Origin of the sequence: Flavobacterium sp. 2755 (assembly GCF_031455715.1) — a bacterium.
Taxonomy (GTDB): domain Bacteria; phylum Bacteroidota; class Bacteroidia; order Flavobacteriales; family Flavobacteriaceae; genus Flavobacterium.
In genome coordinates this window covers 71,627-87,780 of sequence record NZ_JAVDTG010000004.1, presented here as the reverse complement: position 1 = coordinate 87,780, position 16,154 = coordinate 71,627, and the positions used below count along the sequence as shown (strand labels likewise).

Genomic DNA, 16,154 nt, shown 5'->3' with positions numbered 1-16,154 from the left:
TTTGTATTGTTATTACATCTTAGTAATAATAAACTCGCTTCGTCTGTTTATTTGATGTTGCGCTTCGGTGCAGGGAACTCCGTTTGAGCAGTTATTGATAAGCTTTGTTTCTCCGTAGCCAATGGCACTTTCGATTCTTTCAGGAGCAATTCCCTGCGAAATGATATAATCGCGGGTTGCTTTGGCTCGTCGGTCAGAAAGTTCGAGATTGTATTGATCGTTGGCTCTGGAATCCGTATGAGATTCAATTTTTATGACTATACTTGGATATTGGCTCATTAATAAAACGACTTTATTTAATTCAATTGCAGCGTCATAACGAACCTCTGATTTATCCAAATCAAAGAAAATAATACCGATTTTGATTTTCAGCAAACCATCTTTTCGTTCTATAAGTGCAGGATCAAGACCAATAGGAACTTGGGTTATTCCTGAATTTTCGGGAGTAACAATCGCTTTAGAATTTGTACTAAAATTATCTTTTACGGCTTCAATTGTATAAAGTGTGTTGCAATTGATGTTTTCGTCGAATTCAAATTTTCCATCCATTTTAGAAACAGTTTCTCCGACTTTTTGGTTTTCATTGTTTTTAAGTGTTACAATAGCTCCGGCAATTTTATTATTGGATATCGCATCAAAAACATACCCTTCAATAGCTTGTGTACAGCTTCTTTCAAAAGAATAAATATCGTCGTCGCCTTTTCCGGTTTTTCTGTTCGAACATACAAAACCTTTGTTGGTTTCTTCGTTTACGATATATCCAAAATCGTCTCGGTTACTATTTAGCGGATCGCCGAGGTTGTTTGGAGCATCGAAAATTCCGTCGTTTAATCGGCTTTCAAAAACATCAAGACCGCCAAGACCTAAAAATCCATCCGAAGAAAAATACAACGCTTTATCGGTTATAAACGGAAACATTTCGCGTCCACTGGTATTTATTTTTTCGCCTAAATTCTTCGGGTTTGAATATTGGTCTTCGCCTAAAATATCTACTACAAAAATATCTGAAGCACCAATTGTTCCGGGCATGTCTGAAACGAAATATAATTTTTTTCCGTCTTTGCTTACAGAAGGCTGTCCAACAGAATAGTTGTCACTGTTAAACGGAAGTTCTTTTACATTTTCCCATCGTACGGTTCCATTGCTATTTTCTATGGCTTTCGCCGAATATATTTTGAGGTTGTTAATGCCTTTGCTGTCTCTTTTTAGTTTTCCGTTGTAATTATTTCGGGTAAAATAAATTGTTTTTTCATCTGGAGAAAAAGCGACGCAGGCTTCATGAAATTGAGTTGTAATTTCTTTTCCAAAACGTTCTTTAAAAGTAACATTGGTTTGCGTTGGACTTATTTTTCCTAATTGCAGGTTTAAATAAGGTTGATCGTTCCAGCCGTATTTTGCTGTTTTTAGATATGATGAATCTACCGTTGTAGAATACACCAAATCGCCTTTGTAAAACATTGGTCCAAAATCGGAATAAGCCGAATTGATTTCAAGATTTTCGAGTATAAACTGCGGTTTTATTTTTTTAATATCTTCGAGTGTTACGGTTTTAAGTGAAAAATTCTGCGCTTTAGAATCTGTTGTTTTTTGTTTTTCAGAAAAACTTTTCATCATCTTTTTTGCCAGATCATGATTCTGAATTCCCTGTAAAGATTGTGCGTATCTAAAATAATATTCTGGCGAAACTTCGTTTGGATAATCGGCAATCAGTTTTCCGTACCATTTGCTGGCGCTGGTCATTTGAGTATTAAAATAATGTGCATCTCCGACACGCTGCAGAATTTCTTTAGAAACATCGCCGCCTTTTATAGACAATTCATATGATTTTGCCGCTTCGATATAATACATTTTATCAAACAAAGCATCTGCCGATTTGTTTTTGGTCTGCGAATACAGGATTTGCATTGCCAAGAGTAGGAGTATAGTAATTCTTCTTTCCATAAATCATAGTTTTAAAAGAATCTAGGAGATTTTAATCCCTTTTTACGAGACACTAATTCAAATCGAAGCATTATTTCATGCGTACCGCTGTTGTACGTTTGCAGTTCGGTTGTGGTGTAATCATATGCGTAACCCACAAGAAATTGCGGTGTAATTTGCAAAGAAGCCATTGCACTTACAGAATCTCCTGTGCGATAGGATGCACCAAGCGTAAAAGCATTATTGAACATGAAATTGGCTGAAAAATCAGCAATCAGGGGAGCACCAGCTACATATTTAACCAATGCGGCAGGTTTAAATTTAGTATGCGCCGAAAGGTCAAAAACAATTCCTCCAATAAGGTAAACGTGCATTCTTTCGTTTACCAAATCATCAGCAATATCATCGTAATTATATCTTTCGCGGGTCATAAAATTTGGAACTGCTATTCCGATATAATCTCTTTCTCCATGCCAGTATAATCCTGCACCCACAACCGGAAGGAATTTATTTGTAATGTTTTCACGAAACTCAACGTCAGGATCTCTGTGGCTTCCTTTTGTCCAGTCGATATTGATGACTCTTCCGCCGCCTTTAATCCCAAAAGACAATTTATGAGTCTGCCCGGATTGTATGGTATAAGATAAATTCGCATCGATATATTGTTCTTCAGACGGGCCTATTTCTTCACTTACTACAGATAATCCCAATCCAACCTTTTTTGCGATTGGAGTATCTAAAGTAAAGGACTGTGTATTTGGTGAGCCTTCCAGACCAACCCATTGTGTTCTGTATATTCCGGTTATGGTTAAATGTCCCAAAGAGCCGGCATACGCAGAGTTTACACTAAGCGTATTATACATATACTGCGTGTATTGCGGATCTTGCTGTGCGGCAACACCAAATACAGAAAGCATCGTAATGATTGTGAAAATCTTTTTTATATTTTTAATCATAGCCAATTGTTATTTTGGTTATCCTAATTTTATTTTAAATAAACCCATCCGGATTTTTTAGCCGAACCGTTTCCGAGATCGAGAACATAGAAATATGTACCTTCAGGAAGTGTTTTAGCAGATCCGTCTTCTTTTCCATCCCAAGTATTGTTATATCCTTTTTTATAATAGACTAAATTACCCCAACGATTGAATATTTCTAATTGATTATCCGGATATTGAGTAATACAATCGATATAGAAAGTATCATTTTGCCCGTCGTCATTTGGAGAAAACTCATTGTAAATTTTCAGACAGTTTGGAGAAACAGTTGCATTATCCTGATTGTTGGATGAATTGGTATCAATTTGATCCATTTTTACAAGATGAGCTGTATTTACATAATCATTAAAATCTTGTACTTTGGCATTAATGGTTAAGGTTTGAGAGTTTCCTGCATTTACACTCGGAATTGCCCAAACACCTGTTGCGCTGTTATAGGTTCCAGATGATGCTGTGAAACTGTTTAACGAATATCCTTTTGGCAGAATGTCCTGAACCTCAACATTTGTAGCCGTCAGGCTTCCAAGATTTTCAGCGGTAATGGTAAAGATTACTTCACTTCCCATAGGAACATCGGTTTGATCGACTTCTTTATTTATGGCAATATCTGTTGAAGGTATATTTATAAATTCAACGTCTTCATCGTCTTCACTTTGATCGCCGTTATCATTATTCGGTTTACTGTCGGGATCAAATTGATTGCTTGCCGTTACTTGAGCGATATTTAAATAATCGTTTGCATCCAATCCATGCGGACTAGTAACGGTCGCCTGATAGGTTAAGGTAATACCGCCAACAGGAACGGTTAAATCAATCCATTTTATAATGTTTTTACTGAATATTCCGCCGTTATTTATATTGTTAATATTAGATAATCCTAAAGGAACCAGATCTTCAACTGCAACACCTGTCGCAGTACTTGGGCCTTCGTTGTTGATTTGCAGCGTATACGTTACGACCTCGTTTACATTTGGATTTTTATTGCTGACGGTTTTATCTAAACTTAAATCGGCAACAGCCACATTAATTTGTAAACTGTCATAATCGTCTTCTGTTGTCACTCCGTTATTTGGTGTTGAATCTGGATCCGAAAGATTACTCGCAATAACTTCGGTCGTGTTGGTGTATTGATTTGCAGCTCCAGACGGCGGATTTACCGTCGTATAAATATCCAAAGACTGATCTGTTCCGGCTACGATAGCTCCTGTATTCCAAATTCCGGTTATATAATTATAAAGACCGCTTGTAGGACTGCTGGTTACATACGTGAATCCCGTCGGCAGTAAATCTTTAACAACTACACCGCTTGCATCTGCCGGACCATTATTAGTAACCGTAACCGTAAAAATAACGGTTGAACCAACATCGTGTACGGCATCTTGGTTTAATGCTGTTTTGCTGATAGATAAATCGGCCGTAACAATTACTGGTGTTACCGAAATGCTGTCGTAATCGTCTTCTGTCGTAATGCCATTTCCTGGTGTACTGTCAGGATCAAATTGGTCAGCGGTCATAATTTCGGCAGTGTTTAAATATTCACCTGCGGTTCCGGTTGGGCTTTTTACAAAAACATTAATCAATAAAGTATGGCTGTTGCCCGGTAAGATAGTTCCTGGTGTCCATATTCCGGTATTTTGATTGTAACTTCCCGAAGTAGAGTTGTAAAAAATGTATTCATAACCAGATGGAAGAATATCTTTTACAGTTACTCCGGTTGAAATACTCGGTCCTGAATTTGTTACTGTTATTGAAAATGAAATCTGCGAACCAACATCGGGCGTGAGATTGTTGTTGATTACATTTTTCTCTATCGAAAGATCTGTAACAGCGGGAACAGGGGAAAGTAATACGGATGAAATATCATCTTCTCCAGAAACATTGTTATTTGGTGTACTGTCAGGATCTAATTCGTTTGAAGCATAAACTTCGGCTATATTTTGATAGTTTCCAGAAGTATTAACTTTCGTAGATATTAAAAGTGATTCTGACCCGCCGTTTGGAATTGTTCCAATATCCCAAATTCCGGTTGTATCAAAATATTGTCCGGCTGTAGAGCTGTAAACAATATATTCATAACCACTTGGCAGTAAATCGGTAACTTTTACTCCGGTTGCATTTTGCGGACCGCTGTTTTTTACTGTTATTTCAAAGGTTATGGTTGCACCAAATATTGGACTTAAATTGCCTCCAACTACTGCTTTTACAAGAGATAAATCGGCTAAAGCCTGTGATGGTGTTACAGTTGCTTCTGCGTAATCGTCTTCGGTTGGAATTCCGTTATTTGGTGTTGAATTTGGATCTGGCAGACTGCTTGCTGTAACCTCAGCAATATTAGTATAATTCCCTGTCGCATTTACAGCTGCTGTTATTTGCAATGTTTGAGAATCACCGTTTAGCAGAGAACCAATATTCCATTTACCTGTAATATTATTAAATGTTCCTTTAGTTGCCGTAAAACTGTTATAAGTATATCCTGAAGGAAGTAAATCAGTTACTTCAGCATTTGTAACATTTTGTGGGCCACTGTTTGTTATTATAATTTCAAAAGTAACCAAAGAACCCACTAACGGCGTTGGATTATTTACCGTTTTAGTTAAAGATAAATTCGCAGCCTGATTAATTGGAATTGTAACCACAGAAGCATAATCGTCTTCATTCGTCGCACTGTTATTTGGAGATGAATCAGGATCGGGAAGAGAAGCCGCTGTAATCTCAGCTATATTTAAATAATTTCCGGTAAGGTTTACAGTTGCCGTAATTTGCAGCGTTTCTGATTTTCCATTAATTAAATTACCCACATTCCATAATCCTGTTATTGGATTATAAGTTCCGGTAGAAACTGTAAAGCCATTATAGGCATAACCGTTAGGAAGTAAATCGGTTATTTGAACTCCTGTATTATCTTGTGGGCCATTATTGGTTAGGATAACTTCAAAAGTAACTTGAGAACCCACTAATGGTGTTGAATTATTTACAGTTTTAGTTAAAGATAAATCCGAAGATTGAGTTATTGGAGTTGTTGCAACTTCAGCATAGTCATCTTCTGCTGTTACACCATTATTTGGAGTTGAATCAGGATCAGGAAGAGATGCCGCTGTAATCTCAGCTATATTTAAATAACTTCCGGTAAGGTTTACAGTTGTCGTAATTTGCAGCGTTTCTGATTTTCCATTAATTAAATTACCAACATTCCATAATCCTGTTATTGGATTATAAGTTCCTGTAGAAACTGTAAAGCTGTTATAGGCATAACCGTTAGGAAGTAAATCGGTAACTTGTACGCCACTGTTATCTTGCGGGCCATTATTGGTTAAGATAATTTCAAAAGTAACTTGGGAACCCACAAGCGGAGTTGAATTATTGACCGTTTTAGTTAAAGATAAATCCGAAGATTGAGTTATTGGAGTTGTTGTAACTTCAGCATAGTCATCTTCAGTTGTAACGCTATTATTTGGCGTTGAATCAGGATCTGGAAGAGAAGCCGCTGTAATCTCAGCTATATTCAGATAATTTCCGATTGGATTTACAATAGCTGTTAGTTGTAAAGTTTCAGATTTTCCGTTGATTAAATTACCAATATTCCATATTCCCGTAGTTGAATTATAAGTTCCGGTTGAAACTGTAAAGCTGCTGTAAGTATAACCGTTAGGAAGTAAATCAGTTATTTGAACTCCTGTATTATCTTGCGGGCCATTATTGGTTACTATTACTTCAAAAGTGACTTGTGAACCTACTAAAGGTGTCGAATTATTAACTGTTTTAGTTAAGGATAAATCCGAAGATTGTAATACAGGAACAGTAGAAACTTCAGCATAATCATCTTCTGTTGTAACACCATTATTTGGAGTTGAATCTGGATCAGGAAGCGTGCTGGCTGTTACTTCGGCACTATTAGTATAATTTCCTGTTGGATTTACTACGGCAGTAATTTGTAAATTATGAGAAGCGGAAACAGCTAAATTTCCAAGATTCCAAAGTCCTGTTGCAGCATCATAATTTCCGGCAGTAGAACTGTATGAAACAAATGTATATCCTGAAGGGAGCAGATCTGTTACTTGAACTCCAGTATTATTTTGAGGCCCGTTATTGGTTACTGCAATTTCAAAAATAACCTGAGAACCTACAAGCGGTGTTAAATTATTTACTGTTTTGGTTAGAGATAAATCAGAAGATTGTAATACAGGAACAATAGTTATTTCTGCATAATCATCTTCTGTTGTAACGCCATTATTTGGAGATGAATCCGGATCGGGAAGAGAAGCCGATGTAATCTCTGCTATATTTAAATAATTTCCGGTAAGGTTTACAGTTGCCGTAATTTGCAACGTTTCTGATTTTCCATTAATTAAATTTCCAATATTCCATAATCCTGTTGTTGGATTATAAGTTCCGGTAGAAACTGTAAAGCTGTTATAGACATATCCGTTAGGAAGTAAATCGGTAACTTGTACGCCACTGTTATCTTGTGGGCCATTATTGGTTAGGATAACTTCAAAAGTGACTTGAGACCCCACAAGTGGAGTTGAATTATTAACTGTTTTAGTTAAAGATAAATCCGAAGATTGAGTTATTGGAGTTGTTGTAACTTCAGCATAGTCATCTTCTGTTGTAACGCCATTATTTGGCGTTGAATCTGGATCGGGAAGTGTACTGGCTGTTACTTCGGCACTATTAGTATAATTTCCTGTTGGATTTACTACGGCAGTAATTTGTAAATTATGAGAAGCGGAAACAGCTAAATTTCCAAGATTCCAAAGTCCTGTTGCAGTATCATAATTTCCGGCAGTAGAACTGTATGAGACAAATGTATATCCTGAAGGAAGTAAATCTGTGACCTGAATTCCGGTATTATTTTGAGGCCCATTATTGGTTACTATAACTTCGAAAGTGACTTGTGAACCTACTAACGGTGTTGAATTATTGACTGTTTTGGTTAAAGATAAATCTGAAGATTGTAATACAGGAATAGTATTTATTTCTGCATAATCGTCTTCCGTGGTTATTCCATTCCCCGGAGTAGAGTCGGGATCAGGCTGACTGCTTGCTATTATTTCTGTGGTATTAGTATAAATACCAGATGGATTTACAACTGCTGTTATTTGTAAAGAAAGCAGATCGTTTGGCTGTATTGAACTAATCAACCATTGTCCGGTAAAAGGATCATACAGTCCAGAAGTTGTACTATACCATATATAATTATATCCGGATGGAAGCAAATCAGTAACAACTACATCACGAGCTTCGTTTGGGCCATCGTTTTTAAGGGCAATTGTAAAAGTAACTTGTGAACCTACTAGCGGAGTGAGGTTATCCACGATTTTTGCTATTGCCAAATCTGCCGAAACATCTACTGGTACAGGATTAGTAGCTATTTCTGCATAATCATCTTCCGTGGTTATTCCATTTCCTGGAGTAGAGTCAGGATCAGGAACATTACTGGAAGCAATTTCGGCAGTATTTAAATAATCGCCCGTACTATTAACTGTTGCGGTTATCTGCATTGACTCTACCTGTCCAACTGCTAAATTGCCAATATACCATAAGCCTGCTGCTGCAATATAAGTTCCTGTTGTGGAAGAAAAACTATTAAAAGTATAACCCGAAGGTAATAAGTCGGTTACAATAACACCGGTTGTATTTTGAGGGCCGTCATTTGCTATCAAAACTTCAAATATTACCTGAGATCCAATAAATGGAGTCGGATTATTTACCGTTTTCAATAAAGCCAAATCAGCGAATTGAGAAACGGGATTTGTTGTAGCTGTTGCATAATCATCTTCTGTCGTAACACCATTATTAGGCGTTGAATCCGGATCAAGAACTGCACTTGCTGTAATTTCAGCAGTATTTGTATAATCTCCGATTTGATTTACAGTTGCTGTTATTTGTAAAGTATGTGATGCTGTAACCGGAAGTGTGCCCACATTCCATAATCCAGTTGTTGAATTATAAGTTCCGATGGTGGTATTGTATGAAACATACGTATATCCCGAAGGAAGTAAATCGGTTACTGTTATACCATTTGTTTCTTGTGGTCCTGCATTGTTTATTTCAATACTGAAAGTTACCTGAGAACCAATTAACGGTGTACTGTTATTTACAGTTTTTGTTAAAGATAAATCTGCAGACGGCGGAACAGGAACTGTAGAAACTTCTGCATAATCATCCTCTGTAATTATACCATTATTTGGTGTCGAATCAGGATCGGGAAGAGCACTTGCTGTAACTTCCGCAGTATTTGTATAAACTCCTGTATTATTAACAACAGCAACAATTTGCAGTGTTTCAGAATCTCCATTAGCTAAATTTCCAACTGTCCAAATTCCTGTTGTTGTGTTATATGTTCCTGTAGAAACCGTAAATCCAATAAAACTATAACCGTTTGGTAATATATCCGTTACCTGAACTCCGGTGTTATTTTGAGGTCCGTTATTGGTTACAACTACTTCAAAAATAACCTGAGAACCTACAAGAGGAGTTGGATTATTGACTGTTTTAGTTAGTGATAAATCAGAAGATAACGTTATTGGTGTTGTATTAACTTCAGCATAATCATCTTCTGTAGTAATTCCATTGTTTGGAGTAGAATCTGGATCTGCGATATCGGCTGCAGTAATTTCGGCACTGTTTAAAAAATTGCCAGAACCATTTACGGTTGCAGTAACCTGCAGGGTTTCAATTTTTCCATTTACTAAATTCCCTACAGTCCAGACTCCTGTTGCTGAATCAAAGCCTCCAGTTGAAACGGTAAAACTATTATAAGTATATCCGGAAGGCAGTATATCTGTTACCTGAATTCCTGTATTTTCCTGAGGGCCATTATTGGTTACTGTAATTGCAAAAGTTATCTGAGAACCTACTAAAGGTGTAGGATTGGTTACTGTTTTTGTAATTGATAAATCTGATGATACTGGAACTGGAACCGTTGGAACTTCTGCGTAATCATCTTCTGTAGTAATTCCGTTATTAGGAGTCGAATCAGGGTCTGGAAGATCACTTGCGGTTACTTCGGCTTTATTAAGATAATCTCCAGCTGCGTTTACAGTTGCTGTAATTTGAAGCGTTTCAAATTTCCCATTTACTAAATTCCCAACTGTCCAAACGCCTGTTCCCTGATTATATATTCCAGTTGATACAGTAAAACTATTAAAAGTATATCCGGAAGGCAGTAAATCGGTTACTTGTACTCCTGTATTGTCCTGAGGCCCATTATTGGTTACGATAATTTCAAAAGTAACTTGTGAACCGACTAAAGGTGTCGGGTTATTTACTGATTTTGTTACAGATAAATCTGCAGAAGGCTGAATAGGTGTGATAATGGCATTATCTTCATCATCTTCGCTTTGATCACCGTCGTCGTTATTTGGAGTCGAATCAGGATCAGGAAGGTTACTTGCTGTAACCTGAGCGATATTAGTGTAAATTCCTGTTGGAAGTACTTTGGCATCTATGATAAGAGATTCAGAAACTCCAACATCAACCGTACCAACATTCCATAAACCAGTAGCATCATTATAAATTCCTGCTGATGAGCTGTAGTTGACAAATTCAAAACCTGACGGAAGTAAATCTGTTACCTGAACTCCAGCTGTATTATTTGGTCCGCTATTAGTAATGACAAGTTCAAATGAAACTTGACTTCCAACTACGGGACTTGTATTTCCGGCTACTACGTTTTTCACCAAAGATAAATCTGCAGATGGGCCTATAAAAGTAATTTCGGCAGTATCCTGATCGTCTTCTGTTGTGACATTATTATTTGGTGTACTGTCTGGATCCGGTAAATCACTTGCCGTTACCTGAGCTGTATTTACATAACTTCCTAATGAATTTACAAATGCACTAAAAGTTAAGTTTATATTTGACCCGCTGACCAATACTAAATTTTGCCAGTTAATGGAGGCATTGGCTACCTGATACAATCCGCCATTAGATACTGATCCCGGAACTAAAGTATAACCCACGGGAATAATATCCTGAACATTTACTCCTGTGGCATTTCCGGGGCCATTGTTTACTACATTAATAGTAAAATCTACTTGTTGGCCTGCTGCTGCAGAAGTTGGAGTAACGGATTTGGTTAATTCTAAATCAGCTTCTTTTAGGGTAACATTGGCACTTGCCATATCATCTTCAGGAAGACTATTTCCGGGTGTACTGTCAGGATCGGCTTGATCTGCTGTTTGTATTTCGGCAGTATTAACATAATTGGCAATTGTGGCAACATTTACTTTTGCTGTAATTTGTAAAGTAAGGGAGTTTCCATTGTTTAGATTACCAACATTCCAAATACCTGTTGCATTGTTATATTTACCCGCTCCATTATCGCTTACATAAGTATATCCGGTAGGAAGATTATCTGAGACTGTAATTCCCGAAGCATTATTTGGTCCGCTGTTGGTTACTGTTATGGTGAATATTACATTATCATTGATGCTTACACTTGTAGGCGAAACCGATTTTTGAAGAGATAAATCTGCTGTATCTAATATTAAATTGGCATCATCCTGATCATCTTCTGCTAAGATATTATTGTTTGGCGTACTATCTGGATCAAACTGATTTGATGCAATGATTTCGGCTATATTTAAATAGGATCCTGTTGCTTTTATTACAGCCTGAAAAGTTAAAGTTATTCTGTTTCCAACAGGAACGGTAAGATTGTTCCAAGTAATCGTATTATCGCCAAGATTATATTGTCCCGCAAAATTGGCTGATCCCGGAACTAACGTGTAACCAGACGGAATATAGTCCCGAACAGATACTCCGGTAGCATCAACAGTTCCTCCTAAAGAATTATTATTGAATATCTGAATATTAAATGTTACGATATCGCCCGCACTTCCTGTTACGGGAGTGATCGATTTGGTTAGTTCAAGATCAGCAACAGATAAAATAGTAAGTGTTACAGTATCTGTAGAAACAGTACAGTTTCCGTTACTTACAGTCCAGCGTAAAATATACGTTCCGTAAATAGTACCTGTAACTGCTGTTGTTGGAGAAGTTTCATCAGTAAATCCTACCACACTAGGCCCAGAAACCTGAGTCCATTCTCCGGTTCCTACAGTTGGCGGAGCCGCATTTAAATTTACAGGTGAAAACTGTGGAATCGTTTGATCTGGCCCCGCATTGGCGGTTGATGGTAAATCATTGATAGTAACAATTACAGAATCCTGTGAGATACATCCGTTTAGATTTAAAGTAGTAACTGTCCAAAGAAATTCGTAAGTTCCCGGAACTAAACCTAACATTAAAGAACTTTCATTATTTGGCGAAGCAATATTAGCTGTATTTGGCCCTGAAGTCTGAGTCCACGTTCCTAAACCAGAAGTAACTGCCTGAGCTGCCATCGTGGCTGTATCAACATCACACAATTCCTGATCCGGTCCCGCATTTGCAATGGATGGCGGAACGTCGTTGAATGTTATTTCAACAATATCTGAAGAAGGCTGACATAATGATGGACTTGTAAAAGGCCCGTTTGTAACTGTCCATGTTAATCGATAGGTTCCTAAAGTTGTAATATTCGATAGCGTTGTTACAGGACTGTTAGGATTATTGATAACAACGGCACCTCCAGAAGGATCATCTCCCGGACTGGCAAAAGTCCATGTTCCAATCCCTACTGCTGGCGGAACTGCGGCGGTTTGATATGTTGTTTGACACGCCGCTGTATCATCTGGGCCTGCATCTGCTGTACTTGGTGCAGCATTCATTTCAATTCTTACGATATCTGATAATGCTCGGCAGGAATTGCTTTCAAAGACCCATTCCAAAATATAAAGTCCCGGTACTGTTAAACCTGTAACTGTAGTTAATGGAGCAGAAGGAGTGGTAATTACGGCAACACTTCCTGCGGGCTGATAAACAAAACGCCATTCGGCTGTAGTGACATCAGGCGGTGGTGTATTTCCTGCCAAAGAAGCAGTTCCTCCAACATCAGAAATACATAAAATTTGATCTGGTCCCGCATTTGGATCAATACTGGCACCACTATAAATAGTAATATCTACAGAATCTGAAGATCCTGAGCAAGTACCTCCGCCAGGAAAATTTACCGGACTGGTTGTGTAAGTAAAAACATAGCTGTTTCCGGGAACAACAGTTGCATTTGCTACATAACTGTTTGGCGGAGATTGGGTAATAATAACATCGTTAACATTTCCTGTGGTACTGGTAAGTGTCCATGTTCCTGTTGAATTTTCATTTCCCTTAAGCTGAATACTGGTAACATCACAATAGTTTTGATCGGTGCCAGCATTGGCAGCTGGTGCAACTACAACAACTACATCATCAAAAGTTCCCTGACAAAGAAAAATGCTTTTTGCCGTAATTGTCCACCTAAAAGTATAAGTTCCGGCTACAAGTCCGTTGATTACTGTATTTGAACTTGAAGGATTCACAATATTAGGCTGATTTGGTGCTCCGGTTAAAACAGACCATTGTCCGCTTTCAAAAAAACTATCATAGGTACTTCCGGCCATTGTAACAGTGGTGCTGTTGCAAATATTTTGATCAGGACCGGCATTGGCTGTAATTGGCGGGATTCCTATAGTTAAATTAATATCATCAAAAGCAACACCGCAAACTTCGGCATTTATGGTCCATCTAAAAATATAAAAACCGCTGTAGGTAAAAGTAAAAACTGCATTTGGATCATGTTCATCACTTATTGTATAACCTCCAACACCTGAAATTCTTGTCCAGGTACCAATTCCGCCGCTGCTTGGCGTTGCTGCCATAGTAATGGTATTACCGCATATTTCCTGATCTGGCCCTGCGTTTGCTATGGGAGGCGTATTGGCAATAGTAATTGAAACAGAGCTTCTGTTAGGTTCGCATAATCGGGTTATGGTTTCAATTGCCCAGGTAAACACATAAGTTCCATTTCCAGGAACAGTTACCGTTGTATTTGGATCATTTTCATCAGCAATAATGACTCCTGCAGAAGGTACCACAGTCCATATTCCAGTTTCTGTTAATCCGGGAGTATTACCGCTAAGGTTAAAAGAGCTTGTTCCGGAAGGATAACAAGCATCCGGACCTGCATCAGAACTAGATGAAGCAGTTGCATTATTGGTGGAAATGGTTACTGTATCAGAGAGGGCTGCGCTGCACGACGGGCCAGGATGAAGATACGATACTGTCCATTGTAATTCGTATGTAGAAGAAGCTGCTGTAAAACCTGTTGCGACTGCGTTGGGATCATTTACATTAGAAAATGTAATTGTACCTGGGCCGGAAACCTGACTCCATGTACCAATCTCGCCATTTAGGGCAGGGCTTGCGGCAAGCGGTACTTGAGAATTGGAACATACTATTTGATTTGGACCTGCATCAACTGCACCAATTGTGCTTCCTGATACATTTATGGTTACGGTTGCGACTGAAAAACCACATTTTGCTCCACCTCCTTTAGTTATGTATTCAAAAACATAAGTTCCGGGTATTAATCCGGTTACTTGAGTATCTACAGCAAAAGGATCAACAATTGAAGCATCATTTGGCCCGCTGAGCTGACTCCAAAAATGCATTCCTTCATCTGTGGAAACTCCCGATAAAAGTGTAGAGGTATCTCCGCAAGGCAGACTTACGTCAGAACCAGCATTTGACGGAGTTGGTTCGCCTGAAACTAAAATATTCAAGGAATCGAAACCATAATCACAGCCAATAGGAAGAGATCCATCTTGTCTTCTTATAAATTCAACAATATATTCTCCGGAAGTAGTAAGGGTTAAGGTTAATGAATTTCCAACATTTGTTAATGGAGTAGGAAAAGGGGCTAAAGGAGAGCTTGCCGGCCCGCTCACAATTCTATATTGATTGTAACCCGTTCCTGTTACCGTAAGCGGAATTGTAAATACAGTTGCATTACAGCTTCCTATAAGATCATCTCCATTATTTGCTGTAATGGTTCTTGTTGAACTATTAAACTGAACAATATAATCTTTAGTAAAAACACAACCCGTATTACTGTTGGTAAGTGTATATCTAAATCTATAAGGATCTCCTGCATCAGATATATTCGTTACCAAAGTAGTAGGATTAGTTGGTGAAACAATTACGGCTCCAGTGTCTCCTTGAATTTGTGTCCATTGTACGGTTTCACCAGCATATAATGGAGTTTGGGCTACAAGTGTTACCTGATTAATTGTGGTATCGCAAAAGAATATATTTTCATCTCCGCCCGGCAGCGTTGTTACATCTTGTGTTGCTGCAGGAACTGTTATTGTTACAAGATCATTACCAGAAGCGCATGGGCCTGTAACTGTCCATCTAAAAGTATAAGTACCCTGAACAAGGTTAGAAATTTGAGTATTGTTTGCATTTGGACTGCCAATGACCGGTGTATTAGGGCCGCTTACAAATGTCCATTGTCCGTTTTGCCCGTTAAGACCACAGCCGCCATAAGTTCCGTTAAGATTTGTGCTTTGTGTAGTAGTATAACAATTACTTAAAGTTTGGTCGGCTCCGGCAGAAACCGGTTTAACTCCTCCATAATTGTTAACGGTAATTTGTGATGTGGTTCTGCATCGCTGTCCTGCTGAATATTCAGGGCCTTCTATAACCCATTGAAGTGTTGTTGTTCCGCAGCTTGTTTCCGGCAGTGTTATGGTTGAGGTTGGCAGATTTGGAAAATTAATAACTACTCCGGCATTATTAGCGCCTACTATTTCCCAGTAAGCGGTTTCTCCTGTATTTTGCGGCGTATTGGCAGAAATTGTTAAGGTTCCGGAGTTATTTGGACAGCTTGCAATATTACCTCCCGCATTGGCAATAGTAATAGGCTGAACATTAACCACTTTATCCTGATAAGTGAAAATTCCATCCCCACAGGTTGCGCTGTACCTAAAAATATAGGTGTTTCCCCCAGTATAGCCAGAAACGGTAGTAGTAGGATTATTGGGAGTATTAATAACTACTGCGGGGCCTGATATTTGTGTCCACAAAACATTCCCAATAATAGGAGATGGCGTATTTCCTTCCAGAACTACGGGATCTGTTTCGCATATCGTAATATTTAGGACACCTGCATTTACAGTACAATTTTGCCCAAATGTATTTATAGAGTAAAAAGATATTATAAATACAGTACAAAATAATTTTTTGAAATAATTCTTAATTTGTATAGATCGTTCCATAGGCTGCGGGATTGCTTTGTGGGTACGAACAATTTATAGGACCACGTTAATTAGTAAATAATATCTAAGCAGAGATAAATAACAGGGCTTTCAT

3 protein-coding genes are annotated in these 16,154 nt (G+C 38.2%); all 3 read right to left on the bottom strand.

Annotation, left to right across the window (positions count from 1 at the left end; genetic code table 11):
• Nucleotides 1–12 precede the first annotated feature (12 nt).
• From J2Y38_RS10760 to J2Y38_RS10750, 3 genes are read right to left on the bottom strand one after another with little or no spacing between them, the layout of a single operon-like run.
• A complete protein-coding gene (locus J2Y38_RS10760; protein WP_309842196.1) occupies nucleotides 13–1,941 on the bottom strand; it encodes an OmpA family protein in 1,929 nt (642 codons plus the stop codon).
• Between the two features lie 11 nt (nucleotides 1,942–1,952).
• Nucleotides 1,953–2,876: a type IX secretion system membrane protein PorP/SprF gene (locus J2Y38_RS10755; RefSeq protein ID WP_309842193.1), complete on the bottom strand. Its 924-nt coding sequence runs from the start codon at nucleotides 2,874–2,876 to the stop codon at nucleotides 1,953–1,955.
• Between the two features lie 29 nt (nucleotides 2,877–2,905).
• The gene (locus tag J2Y38_RS10750; RefSeq protein ID WP_309842190.1) at nucleotides 2,906–16,060 is read right to left on the bottom strand and encodes a PKD domain-containing protein; all 13,155 of its coding nucleotides are present in this window, start codon (nucleotides 16,058–16,060) and stop codon (nucleotides 2,906–2,908) included.
• Nucleotides 16,061–16,154: the final 94 nt, after the last annotated feature.